The sequence below is a fragment of the Anaerobacillus sp. ABR4_321 genome (assembly GCF_056158505.1).
Genome location: NZ_JBSWTK010000001.1, coordinates 2,123,309 through 2,146,239, shown reverse-complemented (window position 1 = coordinate 2,146,239; position 22,931 = coordinate 2,123,309). Strand labels below are relative to the sequence as shown.

The following is a 22,931-nucleotide window of genomic DNA, read 5'->3' as shown; positions in this document are numbered from 1 at the left end:
TGCGTACCGCCTTATTCTTTCACTAGGAACAGAGGCTGTCCGTATTCAACCAGCTGTCCGTCCTCTACTAGTACTTCAACGATTTCCCCTTTAACTTCTGCTTCGATTTCATTAAAGAGCTTCATAGCTTCAATAATGCATACGATGCTTTCTTCAGACACTTTTTCCCCAACATTTACGTACGCATCTGAATCGGGATTAGGACGAGCATAGAACGTACCAACCATCGGAGATTCAATCTTATGTAATGAGTCGTCAACTTGCTGATCTGCTGATTCTTCTTTTGCTTGCTCTTTAACAGGAGCTTTCGCTTCTGGTTGAGGTGCTGCTACAGGTGCTTCCTGCATAACAGGCTGTTGAACTGCTTGCGGCGCTTGAGCATATTGAACGTCGTTCTTCTTTAAAACTACCTTAGAACCTTCATTTTCATATTCAAATTCATCAATACTCGACTCATCAATTAATTTGATCAATTCGCGGATTTCTTGAACTTTTAACAAAATCTACACTCCCTATCATTTACAATTGTTTTTTATAATGAGGCGTTTTTGAACCATGCCTCGTTTACTACTGATTATACCATAGATATTCTGCTCAATAGTATTTCCTACTAATAGCAGAAAGAATACACCCCATGATTTAAGACCATTATATATGAGCAGGTCATAAGCCCATTTATCATAACATATCCTATTGGTCGATGGTAGTTTAGCTAAATCAGTCTTCTATTTAGCGTAACAAATTACGTAATCGTTTTCATTAAGGAAACTAAAAAACGATATAAATGTAACCAAAATAAAAAAGGTGGAGTCTCCTCCACCTTTCACGTTACTTTACTGGCTGGAATTCAACTGCGATTCGCTGCTGATTTCCTAGCTGTTCTTGAGCCAAAACCATGATGTTGTTGGCTTCTTCATTCGATAGCTGCTCGGCTTTAACGATGACCCTCACTTTGTTATCAGCCAGTGTATATACAATCGCATCGCTGTACCCTTCTGATTTTATTAAATTTTCGAGGACAGATTCTTTTTGTGATAAAGCTAGTAATTCTTGACGTTGTTCATGAGCTTCGTTCCTTAAATCCGTTGAAGCTTCGCTTGCAATCACTGCAGTATACTCCTCAATTGCGGCGTCTCGTTCTTCCTGAATATCTAACCTAAGTGCTGCAAACGTTTCATCGCTTGAGACGCTCGATGTTACCATATCTTCATCTGCATTTGTTTCTTTCGCATCTTCTTTCTTAGATTCCTCCTGGCTCTGTTCTTGATCATCTACAAAAGCCACGTTTTCAGAATTAGGTGTCATGATATAATAAGCCGATAGAACGATAATCAAACTAAGCATTGTAAGAAGCCAGACAGTTTGCTTTTTCAAGACCATATTATGAATCCCCCTTTTCGGTTTTCGGAAGTACCATAACCCTATGACTCTTCACATCTAACAACCTTGTTACTGCATCTACAATCATCTTTTTCGTTTGAGCACTTTCTGCACCTTCAGCCACAACGACCACACCACGTACGACTGGCTTTCTAGTTGAAACAACGATAGGACCTTGACCCTGATCATTTTGTATTACGACCACTTGCTCCTCGCTGGATTGTTCCTCGATTTTCCTAGATCCACCTTCGTTCGGTGTTTCATAAGTATATTTATCTGTAGAAGTGCGATTCTTCTCTACTATTTTTTCTTCGGTGGAATCCAAGTTTACGATTACAGTAGCGTTCGATACTCCTTTCACCTCATCCAGCGCTTCTTTCAACTGTGTTTCATAATGGTTTTCATATTCTGCAATCGTTGATGGATTTGAAGCTTTCTGACCAAATGCAGGTTCACTTTCATTCGAAGCAGTTTTATCTGACGTAACCACCTGTGCTGGACCTGGCGATGCGAAGAAGTTTTCGGTAAACATGAAGAGTATCCCTACCCCCACTGCTATAACAAGATATAAAAGCGGCATTCCTTTTTTCTTCTTCGGCTTTTTTAATTGATCGAGCCAACTTGACTTACTTTCCATGGCACCTACTCACCCCCCTCCACCTCAACTCCAACTTGATTCGGATAAAGCTGCCATTCATCTGCTAAAAAATAAGCTACTTTCTTGGCATCTGCATTCAATTCTTCCTCTTCGCTCTCAGAAAACGATATCGATACCGCTTCAATATCATTCACCGCTGTCTCTTCACTGTATTCTTTAACTTTGACTGCTATTTGATCGATATTTTTCTCGCCTTCAACTTCCCCTAAAGCTAACGCAAGATCGCTAATCTCTAAATTAAATTGTTCCCTCAACTCCTTTTCAACTTGACTTTTCAATTGGACAGCCATTTGTTCTTCAATATATGCAGAGTTTGAAGCTTGTATTTCACTTTTCTTTGTTTCGATGCTATTTTCCATCTGGATGCTCGTATTTGAATCCCTGATCGTAACCGATCTAAGCATTGCGTCAAAGTCTTCCGTAAATATCTTAAGCAAAGGTGAAAGGATAACTGCCATCAACATGAGTCCAATCACCATCTTCACGTACCGTTGCATATTAGAATTCGGTAACAGCAGTTCAAGAACAGTTGCAATCAGGATAAGCAAGATAATGTTTGTTACCCACCCTGTAATAATATCCATCCAATCCCCCCTCAACGAACCATTAAAGTAATATTTCCTGAAGCAATAATGATCGTTACGGCTAAGAAAAACATGAGAGATACAATTGATAGTGCTGCAAAAATAAATAGTACACTTTTTGAAATAACGTTTAGAGATTGAATCATAGGACCGCCACCTAAAGGCTGGATGACTGCTGCAGCGATATTATAGATCAGCGCTAGAGCAAGTACTTTTAATGCCGGAAAAGCACAAAGCATGAGCAGAATAACAACCCCTGCTAGTCCAACAGTATTTTTTAATAGAACCGATGCACTTAGGACTGTATCTGTTGCATCTGTAAACATCCTACCGACAACTGGGATGAAGTTTCCTGTAACGAATTTTGCAGTCCTAATCGTGATTCCGTCAGCAACAGCTGTCGTTGCTCCTTGAACAGATATCACGCCTAGAAATATAGCAAAAAACACTCCCAGTGTTCCGATCGCTATATTTCGAAGTAAATTAGATAACTGTGTAACTTTATAATGTTCGCTAATCGTACTAACGATAGCCAACACCGCCGATAGAAATAATAAAGGTAGAACAAACTTCTGAATTAACAAGCCTCCAGTGTTCACTAAAAACAAAACGATCGGATGGAAGAAAGCTACGGATGCTATTCCACCCACGGATGCCATGAGAGCTAGCAAGAGTGGAATCAGCGCAAGGAGAAAACTCATCATATTCGTAATCGCTGTCTCTGTATATTGAATCGCTACATGAAAACTGTTCAAAGCTAGAATGATCAACACCATATAGGTAATAGAGTAGGCAACTGTACTTACTGCCTTATGTTCAAATGCATTCTGCATGTTCTGGAGTAATATGCTAAAAATAGTAAGCAAAATTAAACTTCCTAGTAACTTTCCATGTACTAATAGTTCATGGAAAAGGAATTTCACAAATCCTATGAAATAAGCTTTCAAAGATAGCTGCTTTTCTCCTTTTACAAACTCCAAAAACGTACCTTTTTGACTTTCTGGTAAGAAGCCCCCATACTCATCAAGCACTTGATTCCAATATGCTTGAATTTCTTGTAAGCCGAGCGAATTTAACTGCTTGTCTACAAATTGATCAGTCATCGTTTCCTTGCTTTCACCATCATCAGCTAAAGCCTCAGAAGGATAAAAGATAAAGAGGAAAAACAGCAAGAGCATCAGTTTCTTAAGAGGCATGTCCCATTCCTCCTCTCACTCATGTCGGTAACAATCTCAAAACTGTTTCAATGATTAATTTAAGGATAGGAATTGCCATTGCCATAATCAGTAACTTACCGGCAAGTTCAATCTTTGAAGCGATCGCGCCCTGACCGGCATCTCGCGTTATCTGTGCACCAAACTCAGCAATATAAGCAATCCCTATTATTTTCAACACAGTTTCTACGTAGATGATCTCTATATTTGCCTTTGAAGCTAGGCCTTCCAACATCTGAATAATATGCTGGATTTCCCCTATGAGATATAGAAAGATTATTGCTCCTGTGAACACGGTAATTGTAAATGCGAAGACCGGCTTTTGTTCTTTAACGACAATGGCTAGGAATGTTGCGATCAACCCTATTCCAACTATTTGTACAATATCAATCGCCGACACCCCCTAACCCTGGAAAAGAAAGACTCCCCGGATTTTCTGAAATAGGTCATCGATTATCGTGATCACCATATACAAAACGACGATAAAACCTATTAATGTGACCCACTGAGCGTATTCTTCCTTCCCCATCTGTTTTAAAATCGTGTGTAGCATCGCTACGATGATTCCGATCCCAGCAATCTGAAATATTTTGTTCACATCATGATTCATCCGCTTATCCTCCCAGTGACTAAATCAATAGAATGACGAGAAGAATACCTCCTAGGAACCCGAGACTTTTGAACATCTTTTCATATTTCATTTGATTATTTCTCGCTTCTTGCTCTTCTCTCTCTAAATGGATCAAAGCAAGCTGCAACTGCTTTTGCTCATGCTCACGATCCTGTTGGCCGATCGTTGCACCAAGCTGTTTCATAATTTCTTTCTCTTCCTGTCTGAAAGCAGTATACTTCCAAACTTCATCCATGCTTTTCATCCAGGCATCATATGCCGTCGTATGGCCTTCTTCTAGCTTCTTTCTGAAAGAGTCGAAAAACCATGAGACAGGATGACCTACTTGTCTACAAATATGACTACAAGCTACGCTTAAAGGCGTCATGCCATAAACGATTTCAGCTTCTAGAGACTGAAGGGCTGACTTTAGCATTCGGAGTTGCCTAGACCGCTCACTTACCGTCCTAGACCATTCGACACCTGCCCAGGTACTTGCTAATACAATTAAAATTGCACCGAGTAGCTTCATGCTAGATCACCTTCGAACGACGTATTTCATTTCCTTTATGGTCTTTCACCGATTTCACAGTACCTGGCCCTCTGGTTCTCGAAAGTTCAACGAAGCGCTTAAACATTCCGGATCTTATCAATTCTTGAATGCTCGGTCGCCTATATAAATCTTCTATCGTATTTCCATGCACCGTCACAACAAGTCTGATGCCTGCGTTAACGGCTTCGATAATGGCTTCACTCTCTTTAAGTCCACCTATTTCATCCACGATCAGAATGTCAGGACTCATCGAGCGAATCATCATCATCATTCCTTCAGCTTTTGGACACGCGTCAAGAATATCGACCCTTTTTCCTAATTGATGCTGAGGTATGCCTTTTACACACCCTGCAATTTCAGATCGTTCATCAATAATGCCCACTTTTGAAGAGGCGATCCGTCTTCCTTTATCTCCTTCAGCCATCAATCTTGTAAGATCACGCAACAATGTTGTCTTCCCTGAATTTGGAGGACCAAGGATAACTGTATTCATCCAACCATCTGAATATAGGTATGATAATAGCGGGGTAGCGATCCCGATCTTTTGCTTAGCAATTCTTACATTGAATGAGGCGATATCTCGAATCGCTTTAACACTCCCGTTGGATGTAATCACCTTCCCAGCGAGCCCCACCCTATGGCCACCCTGAATGGTGACAAAGCCTTTTTTCAACTCTTCCTCTAACGCATACAAAGAATATTGGCTTAATTTATTCGTCATTTGAGAAGCATCTTCTCTTGAAACGTAGTACTCTCTACCATTAAGACGAGGAAACTGTGGGCTGCCGTTAATAATCACTTCTAGAGGCCGGTTAATTCGTAATCTAATCTCTTCGATCCCACCTCTTTCCTGTTTTGAATACTGTTTGATAATCTCCTTTACTCCTTCGGGCAGGACACGTAGAACTTCTTCCATAAATGTCCCCCTTTCCTAGCATGTACTCCTTACACTAGTATTCCGGTGCTATATGAATTATGTCTTACCTGAAAGGTACTAATTTCACTAACAACCTTTGTTTTACTCAAGATAGATGGAATAGAAAAACACCTAGCATAAGTGCTAGGTGTTATCTTGCTTTCATTCCATTCATAATAAAATGGATCGTATGTTTTAGCTCTTCCTCGTCGTTCCAATCGTGCTCTGGAAGGAGGATGTACCTTGCAAAGAGGAAACCACCTATTGATGAGGCGGTTAATCTTATCGCTGTTTGAGTAGGCATTTCAACCAGCTCGCCTTTAGCTTGAAAATGCGACACGATTGCTTCTAATCGCGTATAAACTTCTTTTCCAATTCGGTCGATAAACTGGCTGCGAAGTTCATCATGAAAAGGGATCTCTTGAATTAAAATTTTCACTATAGATATATGCTTTTCAATGAATTCCTTCCGATTTTTCACGATTGCAATGAGGAAGTCTTCATAGCTTTTATAGTTTTTCTTAAGAACCTTATCTAAGTCTCTAATAATGAAGGGTGCTAGCAGATTACTCATAACAGGCGTCACAATTGCTAACAGTAACTCTTTTTTAGTTTTATAATGCCTAAAAATCGTTCCCTCTGCTACTTCTGCTCGCTTCGCAATCTCACTCGTCGAAGAAGACGAGTACCCTTTCTCAGAAAACATTTGGATTGCCGCTTCAAGAATACGTTTCTGCTTCGGAGTTAACCCTTCACCATAGACATCACTTTCACTTGACTTAAATAATTCATTTATATCTTCTTGCTTACCCATTACACCCTCTCCTTATATGCTACGGTGTTTCTTCAGAGCAAATATATTTATTATGATAAAAACGATTGAAAAACCTCCTAGCACTACTAAGTTCGTCCAGATTTCATTCAATCCTTGTCCTCTAATCATCACGTCTCGAAGTGCATCTGCACCGTAATAGAGAGGTGTTAACGGACCTAGCCAACTCAGGTAATCCGAAATCGTTTCTAATTTAAACAACCCTGCAAAAAAGAATTGAGGTACGACTACTAGAGGAATGAATTGAATCATCTGAAGTTCATTCTTTGCGAAGGCTGATAACAGTATTCCAAGCGTCAGCGCACTTAATGCAATCATGACAGTAATGATTAACACATAGAAAAAGCTACCTTCCATCATTAAGTCGATGACATAAATGCTATAAAGGGCGATAATGGACGATTGAATCGTCGTGAAGATTCCAAAGCCGATGACATATCCCATCACCAGTTCCCATCTTTTGATAGGACTAGCAAGTAATCTTTCCAACGTTCCTTGCGTTCTTTCTCTTAAAAACGAAACTCCAGCAATTAAAAATACAAAAAAGAATATGAAGAAGCCTACCAAAACCGGTCCAATGTTATCAAAGGTTGTTAGATCCTGAGAGCCATACAAATGCTCTACCGATAGTGAGACGGGTGTTGTATTTGGGCTAATCTCATTTTTAATGTTATCTATGATCACATTATTTATAGATGGATCGCTACCCTCTAGTATTAGTTTACTTTCCCCTTGTTCAAAAGTTAAGATCGCGTCATACCCCTCTTGCTCCAGCATTTCATTAACATCTGTGTCAGAATCTAATTTAACAAATGCGACATTCTCTTGCTCCATATTAGTATAAACAGTGCTTGGGACATCGATTAAGCCAATCTTTAATTCCAACTCTTCTCCATTAAAGACGAGAGATAACATAGTTAGGACAAGGATGGGAGCTAGGATCATCAATGCCATCGTCCGCTTATCATGCAAAAATTGCTTTAGGATGCGATTTACGACTGCTAACACTCTCATGATACTCATCCTCCATATGATAAAAAAGCTTGTTCGATTGTTGATGCTTCGGTATCGGTCTTTATTTCATCAGGTGTTCCAATCGCGATAAGCTGTCCATCCCGAACCATTCCAAGTCTAGAACAACGTTCAGCTTCATCCATTACGTGAGTCGTTACGACGATTAACACACCGCTCTCTTTTAATGTTTCAAAGGTATCCCAAATTTTATTTCGTAATGCAGGATCAATTCCAACAGTCGGTTCATCTAAAACGAGAATGTCCGGCTCGTGCAACAAGGCAATAGCAAGTGACAGTCGCCTTTTCATTCCACCCGAAAATGTCTCTACTTTAGTATTGAGGTCACTTTCTAAATCAACTAGCTTCATGACCTGTTGAATTCGCTCTGTCCTTTTATTACGTTTTACCCCACTAATACTTGCAAAAAAAACCAAGTTCTCCTTTGCTGTCAATTCATGATATAGCGCATCAGCCTGGGCCATATATCCAATTCGCTTAATCAATTCTAAATCAGGCATCTTTTTACCAAACACGGATACATGTCCTTCAGTAGGCACATCAATACCGCATAGAATTTTAACTAGTGTCGTTTTCCCTGATCCAGATGGACCAAGAAGTCCGAAAATTTCATTGTTAGTGAGAGTTAACGTCACATCTTCAAGTACTTTCTTCTTCCCAAAACGCTTTGTCACATTCGCATCGATAATCGTAGTGGTCACGAAACTCCCCCCTCAAAATGAGTGATTACTCACTTTTATTATACGATAACTAAAGTGAGTAATCACTCATTTTTTATTAACAAAAAAACCGCTCCTTTCAAGAGCGGTTCATTTGTTACGCGCGAGATACGTATTCTGCTTTTCCTGTATCGATAACAAGCACATCTCCCTGGTTTACGAAGAAAGGTACTTGTACTGTAAGACCTGTTTCAACGGTTGCAGGCTTCGTGCCACCTGATGCTGTGTCACCTTTAATACCAGGCTCAGTTTCAGTTACTTCTAATTCAACGGTGTTTGGAAGCTCGATTCCAATCGTTTCATCACCATACATACGAATTGAGATCTCCATATTTTCTTTCAAGAACTTTAGTTCGTACTTGATTTGATCAGCAGGAAGCTCAACTTGTTCAAACGAGTTTGTATCCATGAACGTATGCATTTCGCCACTTGCATATAAGTACTGCATCTTACGGTTTTCGATGTGCGCTTTCGCTACTTTCTCACCAGCGCGAAACGTTTTTTCTTGAATTGCGCCACTACGTAAGTTTCTTAGCTTAGAGCGTACGAAGGCAGCTCCTTTACCTGGTTTAACATGTTGGAAATCTACAACTTGCCAGATTCCGTTATCTACTTCAATCGTAAGACCTGTTTTAAAATCGTTTACCGAAATCATGTCTTGTCCTCCTCAAGTTTATTATTCACCAAGAATTAATAGTTCTTTAGTAGAATGAGATAGCTTTTCGTTGCCTTTTTCAGTGATGACCGTATCATCCTCGATGCGTACGCCACCTTTGCCCGAGAGATAAATTCCTGGTTCAACCGTTACAACCATTCCCGGCTCTAGGACGGCATCTGATTTAAATGAAAGGCCAGGACCTTCATGAACTTCAAGGCCAATACCGTGACCAAGAGAATGTCCGAAGAATTCACCGTATCCCTTAGAAGCGATATAGTCACGAGAAATCGCATCTGCTTCTTTACCAGTTAGCCCTGGTTTAATTTGGTCCATGGCTTTCATCTGCGCTTCAAGGACTGTGTGGTAAACATTTTTCAATTCTTCACCAGGGTCCCCAATCGCAACTGTACGAGTTATATCTGAACAATACCCTTTGTAATATGCCCCGAAATCAAGAGTAATAAGTTCGTTCTTCTGGATCACCTTGTCAGATGCAACCCCATGAGGGAGCGCTGAACGCTTTCCTGACGCAACGATAATATCAAAAGAAGAAGATGTAGCGCCATTTTTTCTCATGAAGAATTCTAACTCATTAGATACGTCAAGTTCTGTTATACCTGTACGAATGTATCCTGTGATGTGTTGAAATGCTGCATCTGCAATCTCTGTAGCTTCTTTTAAGACTTGTAATTCATTCGCATCTTTGATCATGCGATGCTTCTCAAGAAGGCCACTGATCGGTACAAGAGTTCCCTCTACCTTTTGTTCATAAGCTTTAAATACGTTGTATGTAAGTTGTGTTTCTTCAAAGCCTAGCTTTTTAACGCCTAGCTCATTTGCCACTTTTGCAACTTCATCAATAATCGGACCTTTGTGTTGAACAATGTCATAACCTTTTGCTTGTTCGTTAGCTTGATCAACGTAACGAAAATCTGTAACAAACTTCGCATCTTTTTCCGTGATTAATACGACGCCAGAACTTCCAGTGAAATGAGAAAAATATCTTCGGTTGCTAGCTGAAGTAATCAACATTGCATCAATTTCATATTCTTTAAATGACTCTCTTAGTTTCGCTATACGTTCCATCTACTTAGTCCTCCTTATTTGTTTACAGAAATGACAATAAAGCTAGCTCATAGCCCTTCATTCCAAAACCTACAATTTGACCTTCTGAAACTGGTGAAACAACAGACTGGTGACGAAATGGTTCACGTTTATGTACATTTGACAGATGCACTTCGACCACCGGTACATCTACGCTAGCGATCGCGTCTCGAATCGCGTAGCTATAGTGTGTAAAAGCTCCTGGGTTTAGGATAATACCTGCAGCATTCTCTGCTTCATGAATCCAATCGATTAAATCCCCTTCGTGATTCGATTGCTTAAAAGTTAGAGAAACCCCATGCTTCCGAGCTAAGTCATTTAAGCGCACTTCAAGCGTCTCCAATGTCTCGTTACCATAAATCCCTGGTTCTCTTTTGCCTAATCGATTTAAGTTCGGCCCGTTTAGTACGTAGAAATGATTCATTTTAAGCCCCTTTACGATCTATGAGATTTAGAAGTCTCGGTATCCTTTGACGGAATTGAATGCAAAAAAAGAAGAATGTTCCATGAACATTCTACCATAGCTTCATTTGTTTGAATAGGACGCGCCGTTTTGCTGATTTTCGTGATACTCAAACGATATGGAATACCCGATAAATACACCATAAAGAACGTAGAGGCATATCGTAGTAACAATAGTATTCTTATCTAGCTTCATAACTGATGGAAGGTCAGGAAACATTGGGTTAAGTAAATAGAACACGATGATCCAAAGCAGAATGCCGTATGCTAGTCCAGCAAGCATGTTATTTATTTTCACCATCGTAGCTCGATAAAGAAAAGCGACGCCTATTGATACGATTGCAATGGCGATGATTCCAATCCACTGTCCGAGCTGATCGTTTTTCCATTCTCCTAGCGCCCACGGGGAGAGGATAAGAGATGGAGGAACCTTTGTGAACTTGAATAAATATGTCACGTATCCGATCAATCCCCATATTAACCCTCCAGCTAGCCCTATATTAAGGACCTTTGCCGTAAAACTGAGAGGCTGTTCTTTCTTATCTTGTTCTAATTCTTTTTCATCGTTTTGGCTCTCTTTTTCCATGTCTACACCTCCGATAGTAGTCTATCCCAGAATAGAATGGATTATTTATCTATAATTCACCTATTGAGGCGATTAAAAAAAAGTTTGTTGGGGAAAATGAATATTAACATCGCTTACCTAGAGGTTTTTCCATGTTTCTTGTAGAATGTAAGAAAGACATTTACAAGGTAGTGAGATGATTAAATTCATTCCACTTAAACAAAATTAGGTTGGTGAGAGACATTGTCAGACACAAAAAAACCCGCATACGGTGGGCAAGCGGTTGTAGAAGGTGTGATGTTTCAAGGTAAACACACATCTGTAACTGCAATTCGACGGAAAGATGATTCGATCGATTATCTTGAGATACCTAAGAAACCAAAGCCACTTTTAACTAAACTGAAAAAGGTTCCTTTTATACGAGGAGTCGTAGCCATTATTGATGCAAGCGGAAACGGTACGAAGCATCTGAACTTTTCATCTGAGCGGTATGATGTTGATCCGGCTGATGATGAAGAAGCTCTAAAAAAAGAAGAACCTTCTAAAATGACGTTCTTGCTTGGAGCTGCAGCACTTGGAGTCATTTCATTTGCTTTCGTGAAAACGATTTTCACCATCTTACCTGCACTTGCAGCTGCTTCGCTAGAATTTATATTTCCAGGTCACGTTATCCAAAATATCATTGAAGGTATGATTAAACTCGTATTATTACTTGGATATATATATTTTATATCCTTAACACCTATCGTCAAACGAGTCTTTCAATACCACGGGGCTGAACATAAAGTGATCAATGCCTATGAAGCTGGACTTCCAATCACGATCGAGAATGTTCAGAAGCAGTCAAGACTACATTTTCGTTGTGGTAGTAGCTTCATACTCTTTACAGTTGTAATCGGGGTTTTCATCTACTTAATGGTTCCCTCTGATCCGCTCCTAGTAAGACTCATCTATCGTGTATTATTGATTCCAGTAGTACTTGGTGTTTCTTTTGAAGTACTACAATTAACGAATAAATTCCGAAATATCCCTGTTTTACGCGTGTTAGGTTATCCAGGATTATGGGTTCAACTCTTAACTACAAAGAACCCAGATGATAAGCAAGTTGAAGTTGCGATTTGTTCATTTAAGGAATTACTTGCCCGTGATAAAAAGCACGAAGAAGGCTTAACAAGCACTCAAGTTGTTTAATGACGAACAGGAGGTGAATCATTTGTCACACCGTGTTGTTCAACCTCTTATTTATACAATAATCGGTCTTGCCGCTCTCGGATTTATTTGGAGGCTATTTACTGATCCTATGGGTCTCTTAAAGTATCTTCTCATCACAGCTGCTATCGCTGCTCTAGTGATATTCATCGTCCGTAAGGTTATGGCTAAAAGGATGGGCAAAGTTAATTCTGCATACCAGAAAGCTGCCAAGCAATCTTCTAAGTTGCAGAAGAAACGAGGGGCAACTCGTAAAAGCGCATCTCACCTTCGTGTCATTCCATCCAAACGGTTAGTTCCGAAAAAACGTCCATTAAATGACGATAAAAAACCTAATCCATTTACTGTGATTGAAGGTAGAAAAGGTAAAAAGAAAAACCGCGCACTCTTTTAAAACATAGTAAAGCAGGCTGAGAACTTCTCAGCCTGCTTTTGTTATTAAGTCCTAAAAGATTCCGGTAGCTTTCTCCATCTTCTTAAAAACTGCTCAGTACGCTCCCTCCCGAATGAGATAAGCTTCTTTTGCTCTTGTCTCTCTAGTGAAAAGTCAGTCGCTATTCCTTGTTTCACCGGTATAAACACAATGTTTTGAGCTTTTTGCTTTTCGATATAACGTGCGTCATGTGCCTCTTTCATCGTTTCAAACAAAGCCTGATACAGCTCAATCGCATTTTTTATTTTATGACCAGGAATTTTGTCAAAGCTAGCACTCAACTGGAAACCTAACACAGGACGTAGTTGCTTATTCGATTCATCTGGCTTGAAGACCCATAACGGAAAGTTACTCAATATTCCCCCATCTACAACTAAATGTTTTTTTCCATCGATTGTATAAAGCGGATGAGGTTTAAAAAAGAATGGAAGGCCAGCACTCATTCGTACCGCTTTCGCAATTGAAAATTGCTCGGGTACGAACCCATACTGCTCCAAGTCATCAGGAATGACGATCAACCTGCCTCTTGTGATATCAGACGCGATTATCTTAAGCGACCCTTCTTCAATATCCCCGAACGTTTCGATCCCTTTATTTTTAAGTAGTCCCTGCACCCACTTTTCTAGATCTTTTCCTGAATACAGACCTAGTTTCCAATACAGCATCAACCATCTCATTAACGGAAAGGTAAAGCCCTGCTTCCGGTCGAGTAGTGCATTTAAGTTTGTATCGAGAAGGATTTTTTCTATTTCGTCACCTGTGTAACCTGCTATGATCAAAGCCGCAATCAGTGCACCTGCGCTTGTTCCTGCAGTGCGTTTAAACTGGAGCCCTTTATCTTCAACAGCTTGCAAAGCACCAACTAAAGCAATTCCCTTAACTCCACCACCAGAAAATACTCCATCGATATACACGCACTACCACCCCTTCTCCTTATTAAATCGTAATCTTATATGAGACGATTTAGTACAAAAAAAAGAACAATCCGATTATACTTCGGATTGCTCATCTTCTTCATTCTTACGTTGCACTTCACGCAAAGCTCCAACGCGGTCTTCTGTTTCTTCAAAATATTGAACAAGATCTCCAATTCTGTCGATTGCATCCCAGCTAAGATGATGTTCAATACCTTCTACATCTTCGTATATGTTTTCTTCATTCACGCCGATTACACTAAGGAATTGTTCTAATAACGCATGACGGTCCACTAGTCTCTTCCCTAGTTTTTTCCCTTTGGGAGTTAGCATAAAGCCACGATACTTCTCATAAACCACATATTTACCTTTATCTAATTTTTGAATCATTTTGGTTACCGAGGAGGGATGTACCTCTAAAGCTTCTGCAATATCAGAAACACGTGCATAACCTTTGTCGTCAATTAGTGAATAAATACGTTCTATATAATCTTCCATACTTGGAGTAGTGGCCATTGGATTCCCTCCATCTTTTATTCCATTTAAGCCAATCAATAAAAGCATACACCATAGTATGGGCTGAGACAAGGAAAGGTTCCTCTTCATGAGGAGCAATTTAATTGGTCTACACTTTCATCGATCTTGTTTTCATAAAAACAAGGAATAAGCATATCGCCTATTCCTTGTGTAACGAGATTTTTATTAAAGTCCACATTTAAGCTGAGCATTACAATTATCGCACGTGTTACATCCGCCAATTTCTTTAACTTGACCTTGTCTACATACGGGACACGTGTTCCCTACTTCTGAGCCTATCGTAACGTCAGTTGATCTTAAATCTGTAATGGTATCTACCAAAACAACCTGTTTCTTCTCTTCCATACCATCCTCAAATTGAAGCTGCTCAAATGAATTCTCTTCAGCCTTCAACGTTAAAACTTGTGAGTCACGGCTTCCATCTACGTATACTGTTCCGCCTTTCGCTCCACCATGATATAGGCGCTCGTACACTTCTTCTACCTGTTTTACTGTATAGCCTTTCGGCGCATTCACCGTTTTAGAGATTGAACTATCGACCCATCTCTGAATAACACACTGTGTATCAGCATGTTCTTCAGGAGCCAGTTCCATAGCTGATACAAACCATTCAGGTAACTTTTCAGGATCAGCTTCAGGATTTCGTGAGTAGTATTCTTCAACAATATCTGCTTTAACTTCGATAAACTTACCAAGACGTCCACTTCTGTAGTATGAGAAGGAGAAATACGGCTCAAGACCAGTAGAAACACCTACCATCGTTCCTGTGCTTCCCGTTGGTGCAACGGTAAGTAAATGAGAGTTCCTGATTCCATAATCAAGAATGCTATCTCTGATATCATTCGGCATCTGCTGCATGTAGCCAGTGTTCACAAACGCTTCACGAAGGCGATTCGTTTCACTTTCAGTTTTGCCTTCTAGGAAAGGAAAACTTCCTTTTTCTTTAGCAAGCTCAACGGATGCGCGATACGCAGTGGTTGCGATCGTCTCAAAGATTTGGTCTGTCAGTTTATTTCCTTCTTCGGATCCATATACAGTCTCACAATAAATGAGAAGATCATGTAATCCCATTACACCGAGACCAACACGTCTTTCACCTAAAGCCTGTGTTTCGTTTTCTTCTAAGAAATATGGTGTTGCATTAATTACGTTATCTTGCATACGAACGCCAACTTCAACCGTTTCTCTCAATTTATCAAAATCAACTGATTTTGAATCTTTGTCTGCCATTTCAGCAAGGTTGACTGCAGCTAGATTACATACGCTGTATGGAGCTAAAGGCTGTTCACCACATGGGTTTGTAGCTACAACTTTTTGTCCATAAGAAGTTGCATTTGTTTTTTCATTCGCATTATCGATAAAGAAGATACCAGGTTCTGCTGAATATGTTGCACAAATATTGATCAAATCCCAAAGTTCTTTCGCCTTCACTTTTCGATAAGTACGTATAGGAAATCCTTGCGCTTCCCAATCTCGTACATCTCCACTTTCATGCCACTTCTGGTTATAGATTTCCATCTGCTCTTTTGTGTAGTTTTCTACGTCAGGGAACTTGAGAGCGTAGTCGTCATCATTTTCAACCGCATCCATAAAGTCTTTTGTCAAACATACTGAAATGTTCGCGCCGGTAAGAAAATCTGGATTATGAACAGAATATGTCCCTCCGGTTTGGATCTTTTCGTGTGCATTCTGAATTACTTTTTCTTCGAAGCCTCCATAACCTTGAATACTTCGGTAGTTTAGAATGCTTTGATACATGGAACGTTCGGTTTCTGTCAGAGGTGTAAACTTCAACTTATCCTCTGCGAGTTTCTTAATCTGCTCATCTTTTGTATTTTCTACTAGGTATCGCAAAATTCTTGGGTTTTGCATTTTAGAGATGATGAATTCAATAATGTCAGGATGCCAATCTGCTAACATGATCATTTGCGCGCCGCGTCTTGATCCACCTTGCTCAACAAGATGTGTTAATTTTGCAATATCGTCTAACCAGGAAACAGATCCTGAAGATTTTCCATTCACACCTCTTGCAAGTGCATTTCGAGGGCGTAGACTTGAGCCGTTCGTGCCAACTCCTCCGCCTCTACTCATAATTTCCATCACCTGTTTTCGGTGCTCAGAAATCCCTTCACGTGAATCTTGAGGATAAGGCATTACGTAGCAGTTAAAGTAGGTAACCTCTGTTTCGGCACCAGCACCATAAAGAACTCGTCCAGCTGGTACAAAGTTCATCGAAGATAGCTCTTTATAAAACCGCTCTTCCCAATATTCTTTTTCACCACTCGTTGTTTCTACCTCAGCAAGACCACGTGCATTTCGTCGTGCGATCTGCTCATAATAAACTTCCAGCGGCTTCTCTATAACATCAAGAGACCTTACGATCATTCCTGTTTCTCGTTCTTCTTCAGAATCTAATACAGCTACATAATCTTCGTGAACCGCAACATGTGCTTTCTTTGTGGCGTGATCGACTTCTTCGATAAAGCCAAGTCCTCGTGCAGGAAACTTCGGGTCTTCCTTAATCGTTAGTACGACGAAGTCTCCTTTTTTCAGGGTTCTTTTCTCTGTATCTTTAAAAGCATATCGATCCAACATCACCAGTCGACTTACACCATCGTGACTTAAGTGCATGTCATCCGTAACGGGATGAACTTGGGAAAACATTTCGATATCTTTGTTTAACTGCTCAATGTTGATTGACCGTCTTCTTTCTCCAGTCTTAATGGTCAATTGAACCCCTCCGTTTCAAAATCTTTTATCTCTTACAACAGCGATGTAAAAACTCTTAAGTATCATCTGGATTAATAGTAGCACATGTCCATTCACGAGACAATCATTTTAAACTACATATAGTACTTTAATTTATTTATCAAACACTATATATAGTGATTCGCCATGATTCAACTAAATTTGTCAACTTTCAAATCGAGCGATTTTCATTGAAAACAATCGATTATGATAGCAGGACAGCTCATAACCCTATAAAAAGAGAAATTTCGTTAATTGCTTTTTTTACCATCGTGTTTTTAATAGTTATATGTACCTTTCTTTAGAATAGAACACTTGTTCTCATGAAGTCAATATGAAAAAGCATCCAGTTCGGATGCTCATTTTTTATAATTCCACTCATCGCTCATATAGCGCTCTTCAGCAAGGTTATTCACATAAGCTTCCTGCTCATCTGAGAGCTCATACGGCACGAGTTCAATTCCAAGACCTTCTTCGAATCCATTATAGAATGCCTGGATCGCATCATTTGTTGACACTGGTTCACTTCTTAAAGCATTTATCGCTACTGCTTTCTTTCTAAAGCCGCGTTGCATTCTTTCACGTATCCGCTCATTTTTAAATTTGAAACAATCGAATAGTTTGTCCTCATCAATATCTAGTAGGATAGAGCCGTGCTGAAGAATAACACCCTTTTGCCTCGTCTGTGCACTCCCTGCGACCTTCCTCCCTTCAACGACTAGTTCATAATAAGAAGGGGAATCGAAGCAAACGCCAGACCTTGGCGAGCGGAGTTCAGCTTTCTCCTCTTCAGATTGTGGAATGGCAAAGTACGCATCTAGTCCTAACTCAACAAAGCCCAACCTCAGTCCTTCAGAGATCACCCTATAGGCTTCAGTAACGGTTTTTGGCATGTTTGGATAATCTTCATTTACGATTACACTATATGTAACTTCTTTATCGTGCAGTACAGCACGTCCACCGGTAGGTCTTCTTACAAAACCCATATTGTATCTTTCAACTGCTGTAAGGTCAATATCTCGATCTACTTGCTGGAAATAGCCAACTGATAGAGTAGCTGGGTCCCATCCATAAAACCGGATAACGGGAGGGATCAACCCTTCGCTATGCCATTTTAATAATGCTTCATCAAGTGCCATATTATAGGCAGGAGAACGATCTCCTGAATTAATAAATGCCCATTGCCTCATACAAATACTCCTTTATCTTTCCATATTTCCACCATACTCGTTTAGTTTAGCAAAGCTATAACGAGATAACCAATAAACTTTCCTCCTAATTTGTTATTTTCTTTTTGCGGAAAAACGAAAAGACGTGTAAACTTAGTATTGTCGATTTTAGTTGAAAGGGTGTACGGAATAATGGAATGGATTATCGCGTTACTAGTTGCAATCATTGTATATGTAGTCATTTCGAGATTTCTACAAAAAAAGAACTTGAAAACGCTAACCGAGGAAGAGTTTAGGGCAGGTTATCGAAAAGCCCAGTTAATCGATATTCGGGAACCAAAAGATTTCGAAAATGGTCATATCCTCGGTGCAAGAAATATTCCAGTTAGTCAGCTTAAGATGAGAATGAAAGAAATCCGTAAAGATCAACCTGTTTATATGTATGATCATAATGGAATCATCACTGCGCGTGCTGCAAGCATGCTTAAGAAAAACGGTATTCGTGATCTTTATCAATTAAAAGGCGGCTTCAAAAAATGGGGCGGCAAAGTTAAGAAGAAAAAGTAAAAAGCAGCTGCTTGTGTGCAGCTGCTTTTTGTTATGCTTTTTGGTAGCGTAAGATTGGTTTTCTTGCTGCAGTCGTTTCATCGAGCCTTTTGATTACTGTTGTATGTGGAGCTTCCTGGACGATTTCTGGATTCTCTTCTGCTTCTTTTGCAATTTGGAGGAGGCGATCACAGAATTCATCTAACGTTTCTTTCGATTCCGTTTCTGTTGGCTCAATCATCATACATTCTTCAACGTTGATTGGGAAATAGATCGTCGGAGGATGATAGCCAAAGTCTAGCAGCCTCTTCGCCATATCTAACGTTCTAACCCCGAGTTTCTTTTGCTTCTTGCCTGAAATGACAAACTCATGCTTACAATGCTGAGTATAAGGGAGCACGAATGCATCCTGTAAGCGTCTCATCATATAATTAGCATTCAAAACAGCATTTTCTGACACTTGTTTTAATCCTTCAGGACCCATCGTACGAATATACGTATATGCGCGAACATTAATTCCGAAATTGCCGTAGTACGGTTTTACGCGTCCGATCGAATCAGGACGATCATAATCGAATCTGTACGCATCTTCTTCTTTTACTAAAACTGGCTTTGGTAGATAAGGAACTAAGTCTGCTTTAACTCCAACAGGGCCTGAACCAGGACCTCCACCTCCGTGAGGGCCAGTAAACGTCTTATGAAGGTTTAAATGAACCACATCGAAGCCCATATCTCCTGGACGAGCAGCTCCCATGATGGCATTCATGTTCGCACCATCATAATATAACTTCCCGCCGGCTGAATGAATAATCTGAGCCATTTCGATGATATCCTCTTCAAACAATCCAAGAGTATTAGGGTTTGTAAGCATCAAAGCTGCAGTATCCTCATCGACTACTCGCTTAAGGTCTTCAAGGTCTACAATACCTTTTTCATTCGATTTCACTGTAACAGCTTCAAATCCAGCAACTGTTGCTGAAGCTGGGTTGGTTCCATGAGCGGAGTCAGGAACGATTACCTTCGTACGATTAAAATCTCCGTTTGCTTCATGATACGCACGGATCATCATCAGACCAGTCCATTCCCCATGAGCACCTGCAGCTGGCTGTAGAGTCACCTCATCCATTCCTGTAACAGCTACCAAGTTTTGCTGGAGATTGTACATCATCTCAAGCGCACCTTGGACTGTGTCCTCCTCTTGAAGTGGATGAATGAACGCAAATCCTGGGTATCTTGCTACGTCTTCATTAATTTTTGGGTTGTACTTCATCGTACATGAACCAAGCGGATAAAAACCAGAATCCACACCGTGATTGCGTTTTGATAGTGCAGTGTAATGACGCATCAATTGAAGTTCAGATACTTCAGGGAGCTCTGGTTCATTTTGACGGTTAAATTCTTCAGGTAGCCACTCGTTTAAATCTAATTCAGGGACATCAAGCTCCGGAAGACTATAAGAAATTCGCCCAGGTTCACTAAGTTCAAATATTAATGATTGGTCTTGGTTCGTATTCATTGCGCTCCCCCCACTTCTTTTACAAACGTATCGATTTCTTCTTTCGTACGGTTTTCTGTAACCGCTACAAGCATATGGTTCTCGTATTCAGGATAATCACGTCCTAAGTCGTATCCGCCAATGATGCCTTTAGTCAGCAATTTTTTGTTCAATTCCTTAACAGAACCGTTCAGTTTCACAACAAACTCATTGAAGTAAACACCATCAAATACAGTAGCAACTCCTGCTTTTTCTAACTGTGTTTTTGCATAATGAGCTTTTTTGATATTTTGTTCTGCCATTTTTCGAACACCCTCTTTACCGAGAGCACTCATTGCTACAGATGAAGCTAGCGCGTTCAAAGCTTGATTGGAACAAATATTAGAAGTAGCTTTATCTCTGCGGATATGCTGTTCGCGCGCTTGTAACGTTAGTACAAATCCTCGCTGACCTTCTTCATCCTTTGTTTCACCTACCAAGCGTCCCGGCACTTTTCTCATCAATTTTTTCGTTACTGCGAAATACCCGCAGTGCGGTCCCCCAAATTGTGCAGGAATTCCAAATGGCTGACAGTCACCTACAACGATATCGGCACCTAATTCTCCTGGAGGTGTCAAACGCCCGAGCGACAATGGATTACTTGATACCACGAACATCGATTTGTACTCGTGAACGATCTTTTCAAGTTCTGGAAGAGGTTCCAACTGGCCAAAGAAATTAGGATATTGAACCATCACACATGCCGTTTCATCATCCATTTCTTCTTTCAACTTTTCAAGGTCCGTTACTCCATTAACCGAATCTACTTCAACTACATGTAGATGCTGCCCTTTTGAATAAGTGTCGATAACAGCTCTAGCTTCTGGATGAACGGATTTTGATACGATGATCTTTTTCTTCTTTGTTTGTCCTGCACTCAATAATCCAGCTTCAGCAAGCGCAGTTGGACCATCATACATAGAAGAGTTCGCTACATCCATTCCAGTTAGTTCACAGATCATCGTTTGGAATTCGAAGATGGCCTGAAGTTCACCCTGTGAAATCTCAGGTTGATATGGCGTATATGCAGTATAAAATTCAGATCTCCTGATCACGTGATCTACCACGGAAGGGATCGCATGATCATAGACGCCAGCTCCTAGAAACGAGGCATTTTCAATCGTGTTCACATTTTTTGAAGCGAGCTTAGACATATAGCGGATCAGTTCTGGCTCATAAAGCTGCTTTTCTACTTGTAGATCTCCTTTAAATCGAACAGATTCAGGAATATCTGCAAATAATTCTTCTATTGAATTCACACCGATTGTTTCGAGCATCTCTTTTTTGTCTTGTTCCGTTGTAGGCAGATAGCGATGTTTCATGTATTCTCCTCCTCGTTGTTTCCCATTTATTTCTGTCTTTTATAAAATGGTGTTGAAACTACCTTTGCTTTTAACCGCTTCTTTCTTACTTCAACTTCTACTACCGTACCAAGTTCTGTATATTCTTTCTTCAATAATGCTAGTCCAACGTTCTTCTGTAGCGTAGGCGATTGAGTACCTGTTGTTACCTCTCCAATAAGCTCCTCACCAATATAAACCTTGTAATGCGTACGAGGAATACCTCGATCGATCATTTCTATACCTATTAGCTTACGCTCAAGACCATTCTCACGCTGTGAAACAAGAGCTTCTTTACCAATAAAGTCCTCTTCTTTCTTCGTCTTAACAGCAAATCCGATTCCAGCTTCTAATGGAGAAATATCCTTCGTTAATTCTTGACCATACAGGGCGAGCTTCGCTTCGAAACGAAGCGTATCTCTTGCTCCAAGCCCACAAGGTAAGATCCCTTCTGATTCTCCTTCTTTTAGGATTAGGTTCCATAGCTTAGGAGCATCTGCAGAAGCACAATAGATTTCGAAACCATCTTCTCCTGTATAACCCGTTCTCGAAACTAAAGACTTTACACCTGATAGATCGACTTCATCCCTAAATTTAAAGAATCCAATTTCACTTAAATCAGCCTCAGTCAAACGCTGTAAAATTTTCTCCGCTTCTGGTCCTTGAATCGCAAGCTGAGCCATCTCTTCGGATTTGTTTTCAAGTGAAACGTTTCCATCGACATGCTTGTTCAACCAGTCATAATCTTTTTCAATATTCGCTGCGTTCACGACTAATAAGTAATGAGTATCAGAAAACTTGTATACAAGGAGATCATCGACTGTTCCACCATCTTCATAACACATCGCTGTGTATTGAGCACCGTTTACTTTAAGCTTACTCACATCGTTGGTCATCATTTTCTGAAGGTAGCTTAATGCACCTTCACCTCTTACTTCGATTTCACCCATGTGAGAAACATCGAATAGTCCTGCTTTATTTCTTACAGCATGGTGCTCTTCTTTTATACTCGAGAATTGAACTGGCAGAGCCCATCCTCCAAAGTCAATCGTCTTCGCTCCCATAGCTTTATAGGTATCATATAACGGTGTTTTCAATAACGTTTCCATCATTACCCTCCTTGATTTTTACCTCAGTGCTTTCTTTCTACAAAAGAGAGACTTCATAAAACCATCTTACCAAGCACAAAAAAAAGACAGAAAAACCCGCTGTTT

At 40.1% G+C, this 22,931-nt stretch carries 26 protein-coding genes; 3 read left to right on the top strand and 23 right to left on the bottom strand.

The window, feature by feature from the left end:
• Positions 1-11: 11 nt before the first annotated feature.
• The 16 genes from accB to ACXADT_RS11035 form a co-directional block, all read right to left on the bottom strand.
• Complete coding sequence (gene accB, locus ACXADT_RS11110) at positions 12-500, bottom strand: acetyl-CoA carboxylase biotin carboxyl carrier protein (RefSeq protein ID WP_270179227.1); 489 nt, start codon at positions 498-500, stop codon at positions 12-14.
• Positions 501-828: 328 nt separating this feature from the next.
• Positions 829-1,380, bottom strand: coding sequence for a SpoIIIAH-like family protein (locus ACXADT_RS11105; RefSeq protein WP_270179228.1), 552 nt, complete (start codon positions 1,378-1,380; stop codon positions 829-831).
• A 1-nt stretch (position 1,381) separates the two neighbouring features.
• Positions 1,382-2,017: a stage III sporulation protein AG gene (gene spoIIIAG / locus ACXADT_RS11100; RefSeq protein WP_270179229.1), complete on the bottom strand. Its 636-nt coding sequence runs from the start codon at positions 2,015-2,017 to the stop codon at positions 1,382-1,384.
• Between the two features lie 5 nt (positions 2,018-2,022).
• Complete coding sequence (spoIIIAF, locus tag ACXADT_RS11095) at positions 2,023-2,622, bottom strand: stage III sporulation protein AF (RefSeq protein WP_270179230.1); 600 nt, start codon at positions 2,620-2,622, stop codon at positions 2,023-2,025.
• An 11-nt stretch (positions 2,623-2,633) separates the two neighbouring features.
• Positions 2,634-3,818 (bottom strand): stage III sporulation protein AE, encoded by a 1,185-nt coding sequence (gene spoIIIAE / locus ACXADT_RS11090; protein WP_270179231.1) that lies wholly within the window; start codon positions 3,816-3,818, stop codon positions 2,634-2,636.
• A 19-nt stretch (positions 3,819-3,837) separates the two neighbouring features.
• Entirely contained in the window at positions 3,838-4,227 is a 390-nt protein-coding gene (spoIIIAD, locus tag ACXADT_RS11085; protein WP_270180586.1) for a stage III sporulation protein AD, read from the bottom strand.
• A 12-nt stretch (positions 4,228-4,239) separates the two neighbouring features.
• The gene (gene spoIIIAC / locus ACXADT_RS11080) at positions 4,240-4,446 is read right to left on the bottom strand and encodes a stage III sporulation protein AC (RefSeq protein WP_224878330.1); all 207 of its coding nucleotides are present in this window, start codon (positions 4,444-4,446) and stop codon (positions 4,240-4,242) included.
• Between the two features lie 19 nt (positions 4,447-4,465).
• Positions 4,466-4,978, bottom strand: a complete 513-nt coding sequence (spoIIIAB, locus tag ACXADT_RS11075) for a stage III sporulation protein SpoIIIAB (RefSeq protein ID WP_270179232.1) — start codon at positions 4,976-4,978, stop codon at positions 4,466-4,468.
• A 1-nt stretch (position 4,979) separates the two neighbouring features.
• Positions 4,980-5,915 carry a stage III sporulation protein AA gene (spoIIIAA, locus tag ACXADT_RS11070; protein ID WP_270179233.1) on the bottom strand — a complete coding sequence of 312 codons (936 nt, stop codon included), beginning with the start codon at positions 5,913-5,915 and terminating at the stop codon, positions 4,980-4,982.
• Between the two features lie 151 nt (positions 5,916-6,066).
• A complete protein-coding gene (locus tag ACXADT_RS11065) occupies positions 6,067-6,729 on the bottom strand; it encodes a TetR/AcrR family transcriptional regulator (RefSeq protein ID WP_474835186.1) in 663 nt (220 codons plus the stop codon).
• 12 nt (positions 6,730-6,741) lie between these two features.
• Entirely contained in the window at positions 6,742-7,761 is a 1,020-nt protein-coding gene (locus tag ACXADT_RS11060) for an ABC transporter permease (protein WP_474835188.1), read from the bottom strand.
• Between the two features lie 5 nt (positions 7,762-7,766).
• Positions 7,767-8,480 (bottom strand): ABC transporter ATP-binding protein, encoded by a 714-nt coding sequence (locus ACXADT_RS11055; protein WP_474835190.1) that lies wholly within the window; start codon positions 8,478-8,480, stop codon positions 7,767-7,769.
• A 115-nt stretch (positions 8,481-8,595) separates the two neighbouring features.
• Complete coding sequence (gene efp, locus ACXADT_RS11050) at positions 8,596-9,153, bottom strand: elongation factor P (RefSeq protein ID WP_270179237.1); 558 nt, start codon at positions 9,151-9,153, stop codon at positions 8,596-8,598.
• 21 nt (positions 9,154-9,174) lie between these two features.
• Positions 9,175-10,242 (bottom strand): M24 family metallopeptidase, encoded by a 1,068-nt coding sequence (locus ACXADT_RS11045; protein WP_474835192.1) that lies wholly within the window; start codon positions 10,240-10,242, stop codon positions 9,175-9,177.
• 22 nt (positions 10,243-10,264) lie between these two features.
• Positions 10,265-10,684, bottom strand: a complete 420-nt coding sequence (aroQ, locus tag ACXADT_RS11040) for a type II 3-dehydroquinate dehydratase (RefSeq protein WP_474835194.1) — start codon at positions 10,682-10,684, stop codon at positions 10,265-10,267.
• A 102-nt stretch (positions 10,685-10,786) separates the two neighbouring features.
• Positions 10,787-11,308, bottom strand: coding sequence for a YqhR family membrane protein (locus ACXADT_RS11035; protein WP_270179240.1), 522 nt, complete (start codon positions 11,306-11,308; stop codon positions 10,787-10,789).
• Between the two features lie 222 nt (positions 11,309-11,530).
• Between ACXADT_RS11035 and ACXADT_RS11030 the strand changes: the two genes are divergently transcribed.
• Together ACXADT_RS11030 and ACXADT_RS11025 are read left to right on the top strand one after the other, a co-directional pair.
• A complete protein-coding gene (locus ACXADT_RS11030; protein ID WP_270179241.1) occupies positions 11,531-12,478 on the top strand; it encodes a DUF1385 domain-containing protein in 948 nt (315 codons plus the stop codon).
• 22 nt (positions 12,479-12,500) lie between these two features.
• A complete protein-coding gene (locus ACXADT_RS11025) occupies positions 12,501-12,890 on the top strand; it encodes an SA1362 family protein (RefSeq protein WP_270179242.1) in 390 nt (129 codons plus the stop codon).
• A gap of 44 nt (positions 12,891-12,934) precedes the next feature.
• Here the strand turns inward: ACXADT_RS11025 and ACXADT_RS11020 are convergent, their stop codons facing one another.
• The 4 genes from ACXADT_RS11020 to ACXADT_RS11005 form a co-directional block, all read right to left on the bottom strand.
• Positions 12,935-13,843, bottom strand: a complete 909-nt coding sequence (locus ACXADT_RS11020; protein WP_270179243.1) for a patatin-like phospholipase family protein — start codon at positions 13,841-13,843, stop codon at positions 12,935-12,937.
• A 75-nt stretch (positions 13,844-13,918) separates the two neighbouring features.
• Positions 13,919-14,359, bottom strand: a complete 441-nt coding sequence (mntR, locus tag ACXADT_RS11015; protein ID WP_270179244.1) for a transcriptional regulator MntR — start codon at positions 14,357-14,359, stop codon at positions 13,919-13,921.
• A 186-nt stretch (positions 14,360-14,545) separates the two neighbouring features.
• Positions 14,546-17,044, bottom strand: coding sequence for a vitamin B12-dependent ribonucleotide reductase (locus ACXADT_RS11010; RefSeq protein WP_442865118.1), 2,499 nt, complete (start codon positions 17,042-17,044; stop codon positions 14,546-14,548).
• A 443-nt stretch (positions 17,045-17,487) separates the two neighbouring features.
• Positions 17,488-18,318, bottom strand: coding sequence for a lipoate--protein ligase family protein (locus tag ACXADT_RS11005; RefSeq protein WP_474835197.1), 831 nt, complete (start codon positions 18,316-18,318; stop codon positions 17,488-17,490).
• A 171-nt stretch (positions 18,319-18,489) separates the two neighbouring features.
• Between ACXADT_RS11005 and ACXADT_RS11000 the strand changes: the two genes are divergently transcribed.
• A complete protein-coding gene (locus ACXADT_RS11000; RefSeq protein ID WP_270179247.1) occupies positions 18,490-18,864 on the top strand; it encodes a rhodanese-like domain-containing protein in 375 nt (124 codons plus the stop codon).
• A gap of 31 nt (positions 18,865-18,895) precedes the next feature.
• On the opposite strand, the gene gcvPB is transcribed toward ACXADT_RS11000, so the two are convergent.
• From gcvPB to gcvT, 3 genes are read right to left on the bottom strand one after another with little or no spacing between them, the layout of a single operon-like run.
• On the bottom strand, positions 18,896-20,359 hold the full coding sequence (gcvPB, locus tag ACXADT_RS10995) for an aminomethyl-transferring glycine dehydrogenase subunit GcvPB (RefSeq protein WP_474811173.1): 1,464 nt from the start codon (positions 20,357-20,359) through the stop codon (positions 18,896-18,898).
• Entirely contained in the window at positions 20,356-21,699 is a 1,344-nt protein-coding gene (gene gcvPA / locus ACXADT_RS10990) for an aminomethyl-transferring glycine dehydrogenase subunit GcvPA (RefSeq protein WP_474835199.1), read from the bottom strand. Before gcvPA ends, gcvPB begins: the two co-directional genes overlap by 4 nt.
• Before the next feature lie 26 nt (positions 21,700-21,725).
• Complete coding sequence (gcvT, locus tag ACXADT_RS10985; RefSeq protein ID WP_474835201.1) at positions 21,726-22,826, bottom strand: glycine cleavage system aminomethyltransferase GcvT; 1,101 nt, start codon at positions 22,824-22,826, stop codon at positions 21,726-21,728.
• Positions 22,827-22,931 lie beyond the last annotated feature (105 nt).